Source organism: Microcystis sp. MC19, from assembly GCF_003019735.1.
GTDB lineage: Bacteria > Cyanobacteriota > Cyanobacteriia > Cyanobacteriales > Microcystaceae > Microcystis.
On the sequence record NZ_CP020664.1, the window covers coordinates 1,201,284 to 1,218,805 of the forward strand.

Sequence of the window (17,522 nt, forward strand, 5' to 3'; positions counted from 1 at the left end):
GAGTCCTTAAAATAGAAGAGGGAACCCAAAACCAAGTTGCTGGTATTCTTCCTCTGGGCATGGTGGCGCAGTTTATAGAATTTAGCTGGAATTTATGAATCATTTTCTGCATTCTTTCACTGTTTTTCCTGATTCTGCCCGAAAATCTCGCTCTTACTCCCTGGGTAAACTGCGACGACCCTTAATCTTCCTGTTTACCGTCGGTTGTCTGACTAGCGTGGTCGGTTATCGTTTCTATAATCAGCCGAAATTGGCCGTCGGGACTATTTCCCCCGTCACGATTATCGCCCCCGAAGATGCCCGTTTTCAAGACCAAGAAACCACCGCCCTCAAACGCCAAAAAATTCGGGCTGGACTGCTTCCCCGGCTGAAAAGAGACCCCCAAACCACCGCCCAGATCGAGCGATCGCTGCAGGACACCTTAGGGCAATTAAGTCAAATTCGCCCAATTTTGCGAAGAAATTCCATTTTAATGGGCAGGACTATTTCCAACGCCACAATGGAAACGCTGCTCACCTTTTCTGCCCCTCAATGGTCAACTCTACAGAGCCGCCTCAACTATGAAGAATCTTTTACAAACCTCTTGACAAAAGAGCAGGAATATGCTGTTAGCGAAATCCAAGCCTATCGTCAGCGCGTGACGAAGGGAAGCTTTGAGCAATTTATCGATCGATTAGGGCAATTACGGCAAATAAAGGAGCAAACCAGCCAAAATTATCGGCATTCCAGCTTAAATAAACTCAAATACGCCGATCTGATCACAGTGGCCCAAATGGGCGATCGAGAGTGGCAAAACCTAGAAAAAGCCATCCTGCAAGCGGGGCGCCGGATTTGGGTGCAAGGCATTCCCCCGGGGATTTCCACCAGTCACCTACAGGATACCATCGCCGTGCAGATTAGCAGCGATCGCCTAACTGGTCGCCAGCAGTCTTTAGCCGAAAATATCCTTCTGGCAGCCCTGGAGGGACAAACGAACCTGATAGAAGATCGGGAGGCAACCAAAGAACAAGCCACTAAAGCGGTGGAAGCGGTAGATATGGTTATGTCTGACGCTCAAGCAGGTCAAATTATCGTTAAAGCAGGCGAAACAATTACTCAAGCTCAGTTTGTTCTCATCGATGGCTTTGGTTTGAGCGAACGGGGCATTAACTGGATGGGTTTAGGGTCAACGGCAATCCTTGTCACCAGCGCGATCGGGACTTTTTGCCTCGTTGCCCAGCGTCTCCATCGGCCTCTGCGTCACCGGGATTTTCTTCTCTTGGGTTTGCTAAGTTTTACCACACCGATCCTAGCGATCGCCAATATTCCCTTTACCAATCTGGCAGCCGTGGGTTTATTAGTCAGCAGTTTCTACGGCCCGACTCTGGCCGTCACCCAGGTCCTCTTAACTGCCGGTCTTTCCCTATTCAGCATCCAAGGTATCAGCGCCGATTTAATCGCCGGGACGATAGGGGGACTATTAGCGGCTATGATAGCGGCAAAATTGCGCTCCAGGGATGAATTATCGCTCCTAGGGATGGGAATCGGAGTCAGTCAAGGGGGTGTTTATCTGCTCACTTACCTAATCGTTAGCGCCACGGCCAGCACGATCATCTATACTCTACTACCCACGGCGCTCGTCTATGGTCTATCGGGAATAGCTTGGACGGTAATCGCCCTAGGATTATCCCCCTATTTGGAACGCTGTTTCGATGTGGTCACTCCCATTCGTCTGGTGGAGTTGTCCAATCCTAATTGTAGTTTGCTCAAACGTTTGGCCACGGAAGCACCGGGGACTTTTCAACATACCCTTTTTGTCGCCTGTTTAGCTGAAGCGGCCGCCCGAAAACTGCACTGTAATGTGGAATTAATTCGCACGGGAACCCTCTATCACGATATCGGGAAAATGCACGATCCTCTCGGTTTTATTGAAAATCAAATGGGTGGCCCGAATAAACACGATGAAATTAATGATCCCTATGTCAGCGCCGAGATTATTAAAAAGCACGTTAGCGAAGGGTTAGTCATGGCCCGCAGACACGGTTTACCGCGAGTCGTCCGCGATTTTATTCCCGAACACCAAGGTAATCTCTTAATTTCCTATTTTTATCAGCAAGCTTTGCAAAAATCCGCCCAAAATGGTCAAGAATTCGTCGATGAGGCGGTCTTTCGCTACGATGGTCCGATTCCCCAATCGCGAGAAACGGCGATCGTTATGTTAGCCGATAGTAGCGAGGCCGCTTTGCGATCGCTGAAGGAGGCATCCCCAGAACAAGCCATGGATATGATCAAAAAGATTTTTCAGGCCCGATGGCGCGATCAACAATTAGTAGATAGTGGTATTCGTCAGGAGGAATTACCAATTATTGCCGAGGTTTTTGTGCAGGTTTGGCAACAATTCCACCATCAACGCATTGCCTACCCGAAAGCAGTTTTAGAAGTCTCCTCAGCCAAAAAAATATGAAAAAAGATACTTGGCTAAATCAGTTACAATTTCTATACGAACAAGATGAACATCTCTGGTTAACTGAAACAATTAAACTTCTCAAGGAAAATCGTCTAGCTGAGTTGGATATTCAACATTTAATCGAGGAGTTGGAGGCTTTGAGCAAACTGGATAAAAATCGAGTTGAGAGTTTTTTAAGACAGATAATTATTCATCTTTTATTGTGGCAATATTGGTCAGAAGAATTTGAATTAAATCATCGCCATTGGCAAGGAGAAATAGCCACTTTTAGAGTTCAGCTAAATGGATATTTAAGCACAAATCTAGAAAAATATCTCCTAGATAACCAAGAAAAAATCTATCAAGATGCCGTTTTTATTGTCGGGCAAAAAACTGAAATATCTCCTCACAATTTCCCTCTAAATTGTCCCTATTCTCTCGAACAAATGCTTGATAGGCATTGGTTGCCAGAGCGAAATTAGTTAAATCCCACAGCTAAAAATCAAGGATAATTACCAAAATGCTCCTAATTACTCTCAACGAAAATACTTTATCTTTATCTCCGGGCAGTCAAGTAATTTTTCCGCATCAGACTTGGGAAGATTACGAAAGATTACTGAGTTTACGTCTCCAAAAAACCTATCCCAAACTCTGTTTTAATCGCAAAACGCAAGAAATTCGGCTTATGTCTCCCTTACCAAGTCATGGCAAACGTATCAATCTTTTAAGTGATTTAGTAAAAATTATCCTTCGTCGTCAAGGCAAAGACTGGGAATGTTTTGATCCGATTACCTTGAAAATTCCGGGGGAAGCAGGAGTAGAGCCAGATACTTGTTTTTATATTGATAATAGAGAGGCAATTTTAGGCAAAGAGAGAATTGATTTAACTGTCGATCCTCCTCCCGATTTAGCCATAGAAGTGGACTTTACTTCCCTGACTGATGTAGAGGCTTATCAATTGCTAAAAATACCCGAATTGTGGGTTTATCGTCGGGAAGAATTAAAAATATATCTGTTCAGAGAAGACGGTTATCAAGAAAGCGAAAATAGTCGTCTCTTTCCCGATATAAATATCAAGAAACTTTTCCCCTATTATGTTGAATTAGGCTGGAATCAAGGTTCTAGTCTTGCCTTACGTCAATTTGAAGCTTTAGAGAATTTTAGTTAAAACACTTTTTGTATAAAAGTGAGCTTAATCCCCCCTTGATCCCTAGGGTTGTTTCATTTAAATTAAGTACAGCTGATTTTGAGTCAATAAATTTGACTGAAAATTCTCAAATTTATCTTTTTCTAATCAAAAGAGTTAGTCACAATAACTAATCTTTAATCCCCTGCCAATATTTATTATGAATAAATTGATAAAGCTTGTTCCCAAGACACTAAAAGCTTATCTCTCTTGAAATTGTCTGAGAGTACATCCTGTTAATTTAGCTAATTTTTCTGCTTCTTACGTCGATAAAACTATCAGTTTTTCCCAACGTTCAGCTAACCACCTCTGTCCCTCTGTTATTGAGAGAAAACCCAAACCTCTGAAAAGATTCAATCCTATGGTTGTGAGAATTGACCAATTGCTGGCCGCTTGAAAATCACTTATCTCGCTTTTATCTTCCTCAAAAATTACATCTTTTACCCAATGTAACTGATTTTCTATTTTCCAGTGTCCTCGAATAATTTTAGCAAATACTTGAGCGGATTCAGTTAGGCTACTGATATAGTAAGCTGTTTCTTCATACGTTTTATCCCCGCGACTACCCCTTCTTTCTACTTTAATAACTCTTCGTAGATTTTCAAACCCTTGTCTTTCATTTTTACTCACTTTAAAAACTTCTATTTTTCTTGATATTTTTCGACCATGACCATTGTCTTGTTCAAGAAAGCAACTTTCTGCCTTTGAGGAATTACTTAGGTCTTGTATTCGCTGATAAAGATTTTTCTGATTTCCTTTAACGGTGATAACATAATCATTTTTACTCTTGGCTATTAAGCTGATTGTTTTTTTCTGACAATGTAAAGCATCGCCAGTAAAAACTTTATTTTGGAGAGAGCAATCTTCAATTATAGCTTGACCTTCCTCGATTTCAGACCCTTTTTTGTTTTCGATTCTTTTTAAGTGTAATACTAAGCCACTTTCTTGACTAAACAATGAAACAAACATAATAAAATTTTGTTGTTCATCATTAGGATTCTTTAGGGTGTTTTTGAGACTTTTTCCATCCATCCCTAGCCAATTTATATCATCTCTTTGTCCATATTCTTCTAATGCCCATTCATTAAACATTTTTAACAAAATCTGCCACTCAACTCCCATCATTACCCTTCTAATTGTTGAATAGGATGGGACTCTTTCTGGAATTATGTTAAATTCTTGACTGAGCCTGTGCCGATTATTTTTAGCAAACTCTCCTAGCTCTCTATAACCTGAGTATCCTAGCATTGTTCCCAGTATTATTACTCTGAGAGGGGGACAAGCGAGCTAGAAGGTAGATAGGGCAAGCGATATCGCTCTTTGTCCTTTGATGTAATCCTTCAACCGATAGCGGCTAATTTGCATTAGCTCTTCTATATTTTTTTGGAACATTTGATGTAGCTGGAGCCAATGATAGAGATGTTGACCCACATAAAAACTGCTGTGTCTGCGTTGACCTTTATATCTTTTTTCAGGTCTTGTGACATATTTTTGGATTCCCATATCCTTAATTTTTTTACCTTGTAGTGTGGCACTTGTATAGGCGATAGCTATAACAATTATCAGCTTTGATAGGTATTGCGGTGCTAATTGAGAACCTTCTAAGCTATAGCCTCCCGACTTAAAATCTCGAAACATCTCCTCAATATCAAATCTTTTTTGATAGGCAATTATTGCCGTCTCTAAATCTCCAAAGTTAGTCAGAATGGTTCTTCGTTACTTGGTATGATTCGATAGGGGGGCATAAATGGACTAAATCCTTATCTGGCAAGAGATTTAATTGATTAGTTCGTTCTAGATCAAAAATAATTGACAAAAATCTCCAAATGTCTTTATATATAATGGTTTCATCCCTTATAACCCCCGTCGATTGCATAAGACAAACCGAAGAACCGTCAGAATATACCAAGGTTCTTTTGTTTTAAAACCCCGATAGGTTTTTTTCCACTTACCAGCTAAGTTAAAGTTAAACTCTCCAAACCCCTGCTCTTTTGTAACATTGACATCATTCAAAAATAGTTTAGTTCCTCGACTTAAACCTAATGCTCTCATTTCTTGATAAATTCCTTCTTTTTTCTTCACATTTGTACTTTGTTTTTGTCTTAAACAAAAGTACAAACTCTCCTTCTGAAGCCACTTTCCAAGACTGACCGAGCAAAATTCTCTATCTCCTAACACCACTATTTTATGACCTGATAGCACCGTCAATATTTTCCCCAATACTCGCTGCTGTTCTTCGAGGTTACTACTTCCTTTTTTATCTAATATCTCCCAATAGATTGGTATGGCTCTCTTGTCATAAATTAGACTCACCATCAAGATATTTATTGCTCCCCAACTCGTCCGGTCTATGGCAATATATACTAATCCTTTTATTGTGAATCTCTCCTGCTGTTTTAACATCTCTTTTAGGCAGACAAACCAGATTTTTTCAATATTCAGAATTTCCAGCTTTAAAAATCTTTTTAGTTTTTTTCTCCGACTCTCAAACAGGATTGGTATTGGTAGTGCTTCTGCTAATATCTCTAACTTGGCTTGCTTTAGTATTTGCCAGGTTCCAACTATCACTAACAACAGTAGATATCTGGCTCGCCCCAGTTCATTCTCTAAGACTTTCTGGTATAGTTCACTTATCATTTTCGTTATCTAGGTTATATTTACTATATATGACTTATCTTTTTTTTGAGTCTGTATCTGTATTCCATGCTACATAAGCTTTTCAGCCTGCTTGTCCCCCTGTCAGATTATTACTACTAATACTATCCATAAAGGGTGTCTTTTTCCTTGATCTTTCCTAAAGTCCTTGACTTGTTTCAGTTTTTGTATTAAGCTCAACATATATTTCAAAAGTTGGCGGTCACTTCTCATTTTACCTGATAGTTATCGCTTTTACTTTTGATATTCTGATGGGAGAATGAAACAGCCCTACCCTTGATCCCCCCTGCCCCCCTTAATAAGGGGGATGCCGATAGGCGGGGGGATCTGACAAACTAAAAATAATTATCAAAATGCTACTAATTACTCTCAACGAAAATACTTTATCTTTATCTCCGGGCAGTCAAGTTATTTTTCCGCATCAGACTTGGGAAGATTACCAAAGATTGCTGAGTTTACGTCTCCAAAAAACCTATCCCAAACTCTATTTTAATCGCAAAACGCAAGAAATTCGGCTTATGTCTCCCCTACCAAGTCATGGCAATCGTGTTGATACATTAAGGGATTTAGTAAAAATTATCCTCCGTCGTCAAGGTAAAGACTGGCAATGTTTTGATCCGATTACCTTGAAAATGCCTGGAGAAGCGGGAGTAGAACCAGATACTTGTTTTTATATTGATAATAGACAGTCAATTTTAGGCAAAGAGAGAATTGATTTAACTGTCGATCCTCCTCCCGATTTAGCTATAGAAGTGGATTTTACTTCTCTGACTGATGTAGAGGCTTATCAATTGCTAAAAATCCCCGAATTGTGGGTTTATCGTCGGGAAGAATTAAAAATATATCTGTTCAGAGAAGACGGTTATCAAGAAAGCGAAAATAGTCGTCTCTTTCCCGATATAAATATCAAGAAACTTTTCCCCTATTATGTAGAATTAGGCTGGAATCAAGGTTCTAGTCTTGCTTTACGTCAGTTTGAAGCTTTAGAGAATTTTAGTTAATAAATATTACCAATTGTAAATTTAAATATTTTTAAGTATTGAAGGTATTTGCATATAAAATACTTATCATTTTGCCCCGATTGCCTCTAACTTTCCCCTCCCCACAGTAATCACCGGGTAAATAGAAAATTTCTCACTCTTTCTCCTAAAGATGAAGTACAAATTAATCCTTACTCATCAAGTATTTTAGCAACAATAACTAACCTCATCTTTCTGAGAAAGGCTCTAACTGCCATAACCTACCTTGTATTATGAACAATAGTCAAGTTCTTATATTCTCGGTAAAATCGTCTTATGAGGGGAGAATTATTAGTAGCCTGGGCAGCACAACAAAAATCCTTCGATAGCAATTCTGCTGTGAACAGCCAAACGGTGGGAGACATTCCTGAACTGGTTCTTGTCTTGATCCTGCTGCTACTGATTGCCACTGCTGTGGCTCTAGTAACCCAGCGATTACGCATTTCCTATGTGGCAGGTTTAGTCTTAGCAGGATTACCGATTACCGATCTGTTATCTCGTCGTATTGGCTTAGATCCGTTTTTAGTGCTTAACCTTTTTCTGCCGATTCTGATTTTTGAAGCGGCGATTAATACCGATATCAGCCGTCTTCGCAGCACCTTTAAACCGATCGCTCTGCTGGCAGGACCCGGCTCGGTTTTTTCTGCGGCGATTATTGCAGTTTTGGTAAAATTCGGGCTGGGGCTAGATTGGATTCCCGCCTTACTGGTGGGAGTGATTCTGGCAAATACCGATACTGTCTCGATGATTGCCGTCTTTAAAGAAATTCGGGTTCCCTCTAGGCTCTCGACTATTGTGGAAGGGGAAACACTATTTAATGATGCAGCCGCACTCGTCACCTTTAATTTGCTCTTGGTGATTTACGCGACTGGAACCATCAGCACCACACAAGTCATCAAGGAAGTGTTGATCGTTGCTCTGGGTGGGGGATTAGTGGGCGCTGTCCTAGGCTACCTGTGTCTGCCTATCTATGTGCGCTTACGGGATCCGCTTAGTAGCCTTTTGCTTACGGTTGCGCTTGCCTTGGGAGCTTTTCAACTCGGGCAGTTTTTGGGTGTATCGGGAGCGGTAGCGGTAGTTATTGCCGGACTTGTCTTTGGTAACTTGGGGCTGCCTCGCAGCGCCTCTGCATCCGATCGCATTACCCTGATCAGTTTTTGGGAATATGCCGGTTTTATCGTCAATACTTTTATTTTTCTGCTGATTGGCATTGAAATCAATCCCTTGACCCTATGGCAAACCTTGCCATCGATTGTGCTGGTCATTTTGGCTTATCAATTGGGGCGTATTCTGTCAGTATATTCGTTACTATCGGTACTTCGCTGGATCGATCGACCAATCCCCTTACGCTGGCAACATATTCTGATTTTGGGCAACATCAAGGGTTCACTCTCCATGGCCCTAGCGGTTGCCATTCCTTTGGCTCTAACAGGGAGGGAATTGATCATCGAGCTAGTCTTTGGCTCTGTGTTATTTTCTCTGGTTATCCAAGGATTAGCCTTACCCTGGTTAATTAAAAAGCTCAATATTAGTCAGGTTTCGGCAGTAACCCAGGAGATTGGCCAGTTGCAGCTGCAGTTGATCGCGTCGAAAGCGGCACAAGATGAGTTAGCCAATTTACTGAAATCTGGCGTTTTACCGAAAGCAGTGTACGAAGAACTGTGGGCATCTTATCAGGCAAAAGTGGCGGTATCGGAACGGGTGCTGCGGGATGCTTATAACCAGTCTCGATCGGGGCAAATGGAGCCTAACTACGGTCAGTTAGATGCCATTCGACGACGATTGTTCCTCGCCGAGAAGGCAGCCCTGGGGGATGCACTTCGCAAACGCATTGTACCAGAAGATTTGGTACAATCCTACGTTAAAGGTTTGGATGAGAAACTTCTATCGTTGGACGATGATTAGTTTGAATGCCGAGGTAATCGATCATAGGTTTGACGAATTCCGGACGAGTAACCACCAGAATAGTTGAGTCTGCTTCTAGGACGGTATTGCCGTTGGGAATCTCTAAACTGGCAGAAGGGTGACACTGATAGCCAATAATGAGCGAACCGGTCGGAAAGTTGGCATCTTGAGCAATTTGGGCAACGGTACGCCCAGCTACATAACAATCCTTGGGGACGGGCAGCTTTAGCACCTCCACTTGTCCCTGTTCAAAGTGCATCATCGATTCTACTTCGGGGTATTCGATCGCATTGGCCATGGTGACAACGGCTAAATCAATCGTGCTGATGATGTGACTAGCTCTAGCAAGACGATAGGCTTCGAGAAATTCGCGATCGCACATTCTCACCACAATATGGGAAATGCCATAACTTCTAGACAAGGTGACTAGGGCTAGATTCATCGCATCGTCCCTCAATGCGGCAACAACCGCCTTAGCTTGTCGAATCCCCGCCTCTAGCAGAACTTTCGTGCTGACAGCGCTCCCCTCAAAGGCCATGACACCAATTTTTTCCCGGGCAAACCGACAAGCTAAAGGGTCCACATCAACGATGGCGACGGTGTGTCCCAAGTCTAAAAGTTGTTGGGCTAAACCTAGCCCCATCATTCCCGCCCCACCAATTAAAACGTACATAGCGGCTCTTTACTTAACAAACTTGACTTCTAGGAAATAATGGATGGATGAGGCTGCACCTATCCACCCTAGATATCTAAATCTGCGGGGCTAAATTTCTTGTGAATCTGAGGAAAACCTAACTGTTTAATCACTTGATGTTTGCGTTCTTCCTCAAGGAATTGCAAATTATTATAATTAACCCAGTGAATACAGTTAACTGGACAAGTCTCGATCGCTTCTTGAATAATTTCTTCTTCGTCACCGTCCTGATTATAGACGCGAGAGCGACCGTATTCGCCTTCAATAAAAAAGGTATTGGGGGCAACGTGGGCGCAGTGTTTACAACCAATACAAGTGACCTCATCGACGTAAACCGCTTTCTGGCGCTGTAAACCACCCAATTCAGGCTCAAAACCAGTGCGATCGGGGGAATCTCTTAGGAATCCCCCTAACTCTGGTTCAAAACCAGAGCGTTCGGGAGAAAAATCAGCCATTAGGCACTCCAACGTTGTACCACTAGACGAATAGAACCATCAGTATTTTTTTCCTGTGCTGCCACCTGAAAACCCTGTTTAGCAGTTTCTGCCAGAATGGTGTGGTAGGCATAACCTTGATTTACTTTTCTTAAAAATCCTTCTACGGTTAGGGGTTGTTGCCAGTATTGCAAATCGGCAACTAACTCGTACTCGTTACCATTCCAGCGAAAACCGATATCGTAATTGTTATCTTGCTCGATTACCACCTCTGCGGTTAAAGTTTGACCTTGATAACCTTTGACGGGGTGGGAACCCTCTTTCCATTCCATCCCCATATCGCTCAGGGCGGCTTTTAGGTAGGATAGATCGCGGATTTTGGTTTTGATATTGCTAAAGTGTGACATGGTTTTTCAGTGGCTTAAATAAAGGGATCGGGAAAGATGAAAAATTACCAGTCGCTAAAAGTGGCCGCGTTGCTGACTTTCTCTGACTGGCTGACGGTTTGATGGTAATAATCCGAGGTTTTCTCTTGAGACATCAGCTGCCCGAGTTGTGCCTCGATCGCCGCCGTCACCTCTTGACAAGATGAACCGACTATGCCTGTCACCTTTTCCATGACGCGACCATCGGGATAGATGATAAACTCTAGGCTTTCCATGCTCATAGGTCTTCTCGGCGTAATCTGGGGTTTGCAAAGCTCCCTATCGTTTTAATTTACGATAGTTTGCTAATCGTAGCAATCTGGTTAAAATTTTAGCAAAACTTTATATTATCTCTACCAACCACTTTCATGTTTTGTAAGTTTCCCGTAACTTTTCTTTACCGTCAAGGGCGAACTTTAACCTAGTGGGCATAATTTAACAAAACTACACAAAAAAGACGACCTGAAGCGATAAATTGAAAATAAAGGAGATGCAACGGCGAACCACGACCGCCGAGATCATAGAATTTTGTCTATAGGAATCAGAAGAGATATGAATAAACAAACAGCCAGCGATCGCCTTCGGATTGGTGTTTTAGGTTTTGGTGGTTTGGGACAGGCTGCCGCTAGAATTCTCGCCCCCAAACAGGAAATGCTTTGGACTGCCGCCGCCGATAAAGCCGGTTTTGCATACCACAAAGACGGTCTAGATGTCAATACCTGTAACAAAATTTATCATGACCGGGGTTCGATCGGTTATCTGGAAAATTACGGCAGTCTCAGCGAGAACAGTATCGAGGAATTAATCAAAACTGCCGACGTAGAGGGCTATTTTCTCGCCTTGCCGAATTTACCTAACAATTTCATGGCCGATATCGCTAAAACTTTCATTCGCTTAGGTTGGCGCGGGGTTTTAGTCGATGCTCTCAAACGTACCAGCGCCATGGCACAAATCTTAGCACTACAAACAGACCTAGAAGCCGCCGGCATCACCTACATGACCGGCTGCGGTGCTACCCCCGGACTGTTAACTGCGGCCGCTGCCCTAGCTGCCCAGAGTTATGCAGAGATTCACAGCGTTAAAATCACCTTTGGCGTGGGAATCGCCAACTGGGAGGCTTATCGTGCCACTATTCGCGAAGATATCGCCCATTTACCCGGTTACGACCCAGAAACAGCCCACCAGATGAGTGACGCGGAAGTGGAAATGCTGTTAAATAAAACCAATGGCATTCTCAGCCTCGAAAATATGGAACACGCCGACGATATTATGCTGGAATTGGCTGGAATCTGTGGACGAGATCGGGTTTCCGTCGGCGGTGTGGTGGATACGCGCAACCCGAAAAAGCCCTTAAGTACCAATGTTAAGGTCACGGGGCGGACTTTTGAAGGCAAAATTTCCACCCATACCTTCACTTTAGGCGATGAAACCAGTATGGCGGCTAATGTCTGCGGGCCGGCTTTCGGTTATCTGAAAGCGGGGGTTTCCCTGCATCGTCGCGGTATCTACGGATTATGGACAGCAGCGGAGATTATGCCGCAATTTGTGCGCTAGGGGTTTCTCTGGCGTAAAATAGCTAAAACTTTCGGGAAAATAGCGGGTAAGGGAGCGATCGCTTCTAGGCTCTCTCCCGTGACCGGATGTATTAAAATTAAACGATGGGCGTGGAGTAATTGCCCGGGTAGATTAATCCCGATGGAACGACCAGAACTATAGAGGGGATCCCCAAGAATCGGATGACCAATGTGGCTGCTATGAACGCGAATTTGATGAGTTCTGCCAGTTTCTAGGCGAAATTCCATTAAGGTGTAGTTGCCTAGTCTTTCCTTGACTTGCCAGTGGGTGACGGCATTTCTACCGCCTTTTTCCACGGCAATAATAGCCATCTTTTGGCGATCGCTGCGGTGACGACCGATCGGCAGATCAATTGTACCTGTTTCGCTTTTGGGGACACCGTGGACGAGGGCCATGTATTCCCGGCGGGCAGTTTTGGTTTTTAATTGTGCCTGTAGGTGTTGATGGGCCTGGTCGGTTTTGGCAACAACGATCGCACCCGTGGTATCCTTATCTAGGCGGTGAACTATGCCGGGCCGTTGAACTCCACCGATTCCGGCTAAATTTGGGCAGTGATGTAGTAAAGCGTTGACCAAGGTTCCCGATTCGTGGCCGGGGGCCGGATGAACCACTAAATCGGCTGGTTTATTGATAATAATCAGATATTCGTCTTCGTAAAGAATATCAAGCTCGATCGCCTCGGCGGTTAATTCGAGGGGTTGACTGTCGGGAATGGTAATCTTTAGGCGATCCCCTTGAGCAACTTTAGTATTTTTATTAGTGCAAATTTGACCGTTTAACTGTATATATCCCTGTTCTATCAGTTTTTGCAGTCTCGATCTCGATAAATCGGGCAATTGTGACCCCATCCAAGCATCTAAACGTTCTTTTTTTCCCGCAACTTCTAAGTTTAATTGCTTCATCGATTTTTAGTGATCAGGGTGTAAGGTTTAGGAGAATCGAGAAAAACTGACTGGAGATTATTTAAACTTAGCTCAACAATTCCAGTTATTTTAACAGTAATTGAACTTGCTCTGGCTGCTTGAGATAGAAATCTTGGGATTAAATTTTCCTGATTTTTAACGACAAAAGCCAAAGCAAATCAGTAGAGATTTACTCATACCCAAAAAAATAGAGAGACGTTGATTATAGCAACGTCTCTAGATCAGAAATTAATCAATCAGAGTAAGCCAAGCTGTTTTAAACAAGCGAATTTTGCCCACTTTAGTCACTGAAAATGCTATTTAAAACTCCTGAAACGATCGAAACCACGATCGAACCGAATAAAGCAGCAAAGAATGATTCTACCTGAAAACCAGGGATAAAATAGGAGGCTAAAGAAAAGGAAATGGCATTAACCACAAAAATAAATAACCCTAGGGTCAAAATAGTTAAAGGCAGGGTAAAAAGAATCAACAGGGGTCTAACAATAGCATTAATTAAACCCAAGACGACAGCAGCTATCAAAGCCACGGTAAAATTTTTAATTTCTATACCTGGTACTATTTGCGCTGTAATCAATAAAGAGACGGCGGTAATCAACCAACGGAGGAAAAAAGATAACATAAGTCCATCCATCTAAGATAGTTCATCCTCATCCATTTTAATCGCCATCGCCCCTTAAAGAGACGGAAGTTTTCAGGAGATGACAACGAAAACCGACATTGACTGCTTCCGCTGCCCGAAAACCAGAGCGGGAACATAGTATTGTAAAGTTTCAATACAAATATAGTCAGATATAGTCAGGCATGGTAATATATAGACATGAAACTATCAGACTATGCAAAAAAAGCAGGAATAAGTTATCGAACGGCTTGGAGATGGTGGAAACAAGGAAATTTAACAGGCTATCAATTGCCTTCTGGTACAATTATCACAACGGATGACAACCCTTCAAAACCCGACGCTGAGTTAAAAGACAACGGACAATAATGTTAGTAGCAGAAAGACACATTATCAAGAAAGGACATCGATTTTGGGCTGAGATAGATAATTTATCTTGGCAGTCTAAAAATCTCTACAACTCAGCCAATTATTTTATCCGACAAAACTTCATTTATGGCCATGGCTATTTGACCTATAATCAGATGGCCTCTCTCATGAAAGAGACAGAACAGTATCAAGCTTTACCCGCTAAAGTTTCCCAACAAGTTTTAAGAGGATTAGACAAAAACTGGCAATCATTTTTTTGCCGCTTCATCGGAGTTTAAAAGTCACCCCGATAAATTTCTAGGAAAACCCAAAATTCCTGGCTATAAAGAGCCAAAAAAAGGAAGAAATCTCTTAGTTTACACGATTCAAGCTATAAGCAAAGTAGGTATTAGGCAAGGGTTAGTCAAACTATCAGGTACTTCAATTGCCTTGCCGACGAGAGTAGCAGAGCGCATAGCAGAAGTCAGAATAGTTCCTAAATGTGATTGTTATGTAATCGAGGTAATTTATGAGAAAACCGAACAGTTCTTAGCTCCTAATGAAAAGATAGCTGCGATAGATTTAGGCATAGATAATTTGATGGCTGTAACTTCAAATTAACCAGATTTTATCCCTTTGTTGATTAATGGCAGACCGTTAAAAAGCCTGAATCAATTTTATAACCAACGTCGAGCTAAGTTACAATCTCTGTTAAAAGGCAATCGTCAGAGTTCCCAGAGGATTCGCCGTTTAACCCGTTGCCGTAATCAGAAGATAGATAATTATCTTCACCGAGCTAGTCGTTATTTAGTCAATCTCTTAGTTGAGCAAGAGATAACAACTTTAGTAATTGGGAAAAATGACGGTTGGAAACAAGAAGTAAACTTAGGAAAAGTCAACAATCAAAAATTTGGGACCATCCCTCATGCTCGATTAATTGAGATGATTATTTATAAATGTCAATTAGAAGGAATCTCTGTGATTCTTCAAGAAGAATCCTATACCTCAGCTTCTAATTTTTTGCATGACGATCCTCTCCCCGTTTATGGACAGATAACTGAAAAGCCAGTGTTTTCAGGAAAAAGAATTTCGCGAGGGTTATATCGTACAGATAAGGGGATTCTGGTTCAATCTGATGTCATGGGTTCCTACAACATTTTGCGAAAAGCATTCCCAAATGCGTTTAACCGCTATGGGATAGAGAGGTGCGTAGTTCACCCAAGGAGAATCAATCTCTCGAAGTAAAAGTGAAGGGAATTTCTGAAATGGAATTCAGTCTGTCTATATTTGACTATACTTTTACTAACTATCGGTTACACTGATGATAAACAGGAAAATTTGCTCAGACTATCACCCCCCGGAAAGAGGCAGCACTAAAGATGATATCTAGAAAAAATTTTAGCCAAAGCCAGCAAGTACCAATCGGTAAAACGAGAATTATTCAGGGAGCAACTGGCACTTTAATGCTAATGACTCTGCTTTCTCTCCTCTTAGTGCCACCCAGTTTAGCATCTCCTGAGCCACCCAATTCGGTCATCGCCGCTACCCGTCAAGATTTGAGTCGGAAAACCAAGATATCCGTTAATCGCTTGCAAATTCAAGCAGCACAACCACAAACCTGGCCCGATGGTTGTTTAGGATTAGCTAAACCGGGAGAATTCTGTACTCAAGCACTGGTGCAAGGATGGCGAATTATTCTGACTGATAACCAAAAAACTTGGGTTTATCGCACCGATAGCAGCGGCACTAATCTCCGCTTAGAAAAGTGAATTTCTTTGGCTCTTTTCCGGCTGCTTTTTCGGCATCCCCAAAGTAGCGTTTTCCTGATTTGATTATCGTCCCCCCAGGGTTGGGTGATGAAAATCGGCTGAGAATGGCTCTAGGGTTTGTTTCAAGAATCTAGTCGTCTCTGGCAACCCTATTTAATTAATAATCCCAGTTTTTTGCTTCTTTTTGCTCTATAACTCCTGCGAGGCTGGAAAAAGTAAACAGTAATCCAGTCATCAGCCCTCAACTATCGTTAAGATGGATAGGAGAAGGTAAAGTTTTATATGTCCCCTTCAACTGCGTTTAGGAGTTCCTGCTAAAGATGACACAAGCTACTCAGATTCAAGGAAAAGGAATTTTACTCAGTGAGGCTGCCCTCAAACACCTTACCATGCTCAAAGAGCAACAGGGCAAGGATTTATGTTTGCGCGTGGGTGTGCGTCAGGGTGGTTGTTCGGGAATGTCCTATATGATGGATTTTGAGCATCCTGGCAATATTGGCCCCCAAGATGAGGTTTTCGATTACGATGGCTTTAAAATCGTCTCTGATAAAAAAAGTCTGCTCTATCTCTACGGTCTCATGTTAGATTACAGCAACGCGATGATCGGCGGTGGTTTCCAATTCACTAATCCCAACGCCAGTCAAACCTGTGGCTGTGGTAAGTCTTTTGGCGTTTAATATTTTCCCGGGGTGATACCTTTCACCCCCGCCTCCCAGAGGCGTTTTTTTTGGCCAAAACCCTTGACAAAATCGGAGACTTGCCTATCCCTCCAATATTTTACGAATGGGCAATTAATTTTGCACGACTACTTAATAATCAGGCGATGATAGTAATTAGTTTCCTGTATCGCCTTTTGTCAATTGTTTTCTATCTAGAACAAGCTCATCAATTATGTCTCTGGCCAGCTAAGGATTTAAAGGATTTAGTCGATTTATGCCCTCCTATCGAACCATAACAAGTAACGAAGAGCCTAAATTTTGAGATCACGGAGTAGGACGTTTAACCTGTTTCCTCTCGTTCTCACGGTCGGAACCACTGACAAGCATTCTAGCATCCAAGCCGTCCTTAAAGGACGGGGTTAAACCCAAATTTCCGGTAAGTTGTGTTGAGAAATGTGTAGAGTTGCCGCCGACCCTTGACTGGAACCTAAGCTCTCGTGATAACTTGTATAGGAGTTATCGACAAGACACCATCAGCTAGACAAGCCCCTTGCAGTTTCTCTATGTTTCACCCCAACCAATCGGAACCCCGTGAAGATATCCGCGAGTATGTAGCTCAACTACAACTTCACATGGCTTTACAAGCTCGTAATCTCGTGCCTAGTCTGACTAATACTAGAGATAGTCGCGAGAAACTGCTGCAGGATACCCAAGCAACCATCGAAAAAATCGTTTCCCGTCATTTCTAGTTGACTGATTTTACCATAGTCATTTGAGCCGCAGGACAGGCAAGACAATTGCCACTGCGGCAAGGGGTTATTGACTTAAATCTATAATATCCCAGCAATTTTTTTTATGATTACCCACTTGATAAAGTGGCCACAGC

The 17,522-nt window shown here is 42.4% G+C and carries 19 protein-coding genes and 2 pseudogenes; 12 read left to right on the top strand and 9 right to left on the bottom strand.

Annotated elements, in window-relative coordinates; genetic code table 11:
- Nucleotides 1-94 precede the first annotated feature (94 nt).
- From B5D77_RS06165 to B5D77_RS06175, 3 genes are read left to right on the top strand one after another with little or no spacing between them, the layout of a single operon-like run.
- Nucleotides 95-2,443 (top strand): HD family phosphohydrolase, encoded by a 2,349-nt coding sequence (locus tag B5D77_RS06165; RefSeq protein ID WP_106908482.1) that lies wholly within the window; start codon nucleotides 95-97, stop codon nucleotides 2,441-2,443.
- Nucleotides 2,440-2,907, top strand: a complete 468-nt coding sequence (locus B5D77_RS06170; RefSeq protein ID WP_008201672.1) for a DUF29 domain-containing protein — start codon at nucleotides 2,440-2,442, stop codon at nucleotides 2,905-2,907. The genes B5D77_RS06165 and B5D77_RS06170 overlap by 4 nt, the downstream gene beginning before the upstream one ends.
- A 38-nt stretch (nucleotides 2,908-2,945) precedes the next feature.
- Nucleotides 2,946-3,593, top strand: a complete 648-nt coding sequence (locus tag B5D77_RS06175) for a Uma2 family endonuclease (RefSeq protein WP_106908483.1) — start codon at nucleotides 2,946-2,948, stop codon at nucleotides 3,591-3,593.
- Nucleotides 3,594-3,872: 279 nt separating this feature from the next.
- Here B5D77_RS06175 and B5D77_RS06180 read toward each other — a convergent pair.
- The 3 genes and pseudogenes from B5D77_RS06180 to B5D77_RS06195 all read right to left on the bottom strand — a co-directional run.
- Nucleotides 3,873-4,883, bottom strand: a pseudogene (locus tag B5D77_RS06180) (ISAs1 family transposase); the annotation flags it as partial.
- Between the two features lie 15 nt (nucleotides 4,884-4,898).
- Complete coding sequence (locus B5D77_RS27995) at nucleotides 4,899-5,249, bottom strand: hypothetical protein (RefSeq protein ID WP_044034792.1); 351 nt, start codon at nucleotides 5,247-5,249, stop codon at nucleotides 4,899-4,901.
- 216 nt (nucleotides 5,250-5,465) lie between these two features.
- A complete protein-coding gene (locus tag B5D77_RS06195; protein ID WP_254053045.1) occupies nucleotides 5,466-6,248 on the bottom strand; it encodes an IS4 family transposase in 783 nt (260 codons plus the stop codon).
- A gap of 371 nt (nucleotides 6,249-6,619) precedes the next feature.
- Here B5D77_RS06195 and B5D77_RS06205 point away from each other — a divergent pair, with 371 nt between their 5' ends.
- Together B5D77_RS06205 and B5D77_RS06210 are read left to right on the top strand one after the other, a co-directional pair.
- Nucleotides 6,620-7,267 (top strand): Uma2 family endonuclease, encoded by a 648-nt coding sequence (locus B5D77_RS06205; RefSeq protein ID WP_106908486.1) that lies wholly within the window; start codon nucleotides 6,620-6,622, stop codon nucleotides 7,265-7,267.
- A 294-nt stretch (nucleotides 7,268-7,561) separates the two neighbouring features.
- Nucleotides 7,562-9,190, top strand: a complete 1,629-nt coding sequence (locus tag B5D77_RS06210) for a sodium:proton antiporter (protein ID WP_106908487.1) — start codon at nucleotides 7,562-7,564, stop codon at nucleotides 9,188-9,190.
- On the opposite strand, the gene B5D77_RS06215 is transcribed toward B5D77_RS06210, so the two are convergent.
- From B5D77_RS06215 to B5D77_RS06230, 4 genes are all read right to left on the bottom strand, one after another.
- Nucleotides 9,147-9,863: a TrkA family potassium uptake protein gene (locus B5D77_RS06215; RefSeq protein WP_008197682.1), complete on the bottom strand. Its 717-nt coding sequence runs from the start codon at nucleotides 9,861-9,863 to the stop codon at nucleotides 9,147-9,149. The two genes, B5D77_RS06210 and B5D77_RS06215, sit on opposite strands and share 44 nt — an antisense overlap.
- A gap of 68 nt (nucleotides 9,864-9,931) precedes the next feature.
- Nucleotides 9,932-10,339 (bottom strand): ferredoxin, encoded by a 408-nt coding sequence (locus B5D77_RS06220; protein WP_002784283.1) that lies wholly within the window; start codon nucleotides 10,337-10,339, stop codon nucleotides 9,932-9,934.
- Nucleotides 10,339-10,725, bottom strand: a complete 387-nt coding sequence (locus B5D77_RS06225) for a DUF1257 domain-containing protein (RefSeq protein WP_002762644.1) — start codon at nucleotides 10,723-10,725, stop codon at nucleotides 10,339-10,341. Before B5D77_RS06225 ends, B5D77_RS06220 begins: the two co-directional genes overlap by 1 nt.
- A gap of 44 nt (nucleotides 10,726-10,769) precedes the next feature.
- Nucleotides 10,770-10,985, bottom strand: coding sequence for a DUF2997 domain-containing protein (locus B5D77_RS06230; protein WP_002752708.1), 216 nt, complete (start codon nucleotides 10,983-10,985; stop codon nucleotides 10,770-10,772).
- Nucleotides 10,986-11,295: 310 nt separating this feature from the next.
- Here B5D77_RS06230 and B5D77_RS06235 point away from each other — a divergent pair, with 310 nt between their 5' ends.
- Nucleotides 11,296-12,297 carry a hypothetical protein gene (locus B5D77_RS06235; protein ID WP_008197692.1) on the top strand — a complete coding sequence of 334 codons (1,002 nt, stop codon included), beginning with the start codon at nucleotides 11,296-11,298 and terminating at the stop codon, nucleotides 12,295-12,297.
- On the opposite strand, the gene B5D77_RS06240 is transcribed toward B5D77_RS06235, so the two are convergent.
- Together B5D77_RS06240 and B5D77_RS06245 are read right to left on the bottom strand one after the other, a co-directional pair.
- On the bottom strand, nucleotides 12,294-13,220 hold the full coding sequence (locus B5D77_RS06240) for an RluA family pseudouridine synthase (RefSeq protein ID WP_008197695.1): 927 nt from the start codon (nucleotides 13,218-13,220) through the stop codon (nucleotides 12,294-12,296). The genes B5D77_RS06235 and B5D77_RS06240 overlap by 4 nt on opposite strands.
- A 301-nt stretch (nucleotides 13,221-13,521) precedes the next feature.
- Nucleotides 13,522-13,863, bottom strand: a complete 342-nt coding sequence (locus tag B5D77_RS06245; RefSeq protein ID WP_008197697.1) for a phage holin family protein — start codon at nucleotides 13,861-13,863, stop codon at nucleotides 13,522-13,524.
- Between the two features lie 198 nt (nucleotides 13,864-14,061).
- Here B5D77_RS06245 and B5D77_RS06250 point away from each other — a divergent pair, with 198 nt between their 5' ends.
- From B5D77_RS06250 to B5D77_RS06275, 6 genes and pseudogenes are all read left to right on the top strand, one after another.
- Nucleotides 14,062-14,229 carry a hypothetical protein gene (locus B5D77_RS06250; RefSeq protein WP_253257777.1) on the top strand — a complete coding sequence of 56 codons (168 nt, stop codon included), beginning with the start codon at nucleotides 14,062-14,064 and terminating at the stop codon, nucleotides 14,227-14,229.
- Nucleotides 14,229-15,453 (top strand): annotated as a pseudogene (locus B5D77_RS25750) (RNA-guided endonuclease InsQ/TnpB family protein). The gene B5D77_RS06250 and the pseudogene B5D77_RS25750 overlap by 1 nt, the downstream one beginning before the upstream one ends.
- Before the next feature lie 134 nt (nucleotides 15,454-15,587).
- Nucleotides 15,588-15,977 (top strand): hypothetical protein, encoded by a 390-nt coding sequence (locus tag B5D77_RS06265; protein ID WP_008197928.1) that lies wholly within the window; start codon nucleotides 15,588-15,590, stop codon nucleotides 15,975-15,977.
- 320 nt (nucleotides 15,978-16,297) lie between these two features.
- Nucleotides 16,298-16,654 (top strand): iron-sulfur cluster assembly accessory protein, encoded by a 357-nt coding sequence (locus tag B5D77_RS06270; RefSeq protein WP_106908489.1) that lies wholly within the window; start codon nucleotides 16,298-16,300, stop codon nucleotides 16,652-16,654.
- A 50-nt stretch (nucleotides 16,655-16,704) separates the two neighbouring features.
- Nucleotides 16,705-16,932 (top strand): hypothetical protein, encoded by a 228-nt coding sequence (locus B5D77_RS25755; protein ID WP_008197932.1) that lies wholly within the window; start codon nucleotides 16,705-16,707, stop codon nucleotides 16,930-16,932.
- A gap of 267 nt (nucleotides 16,933-17,199) precedes the next feature.
- Nucleotides 17,200-17,385: a hypothetical protein gene (locus B5D77_RS06275; RefSeq protein WP_008197934.1), complete on the top strand. Its 186-nt coding sequence runs from the start codon at nucleotides 17,200-17,202 to the stop codon at nucleotides 17,383-17,385.
- Nucleotides 17,386-17,522: the final 137 nt, after the last annotated feature.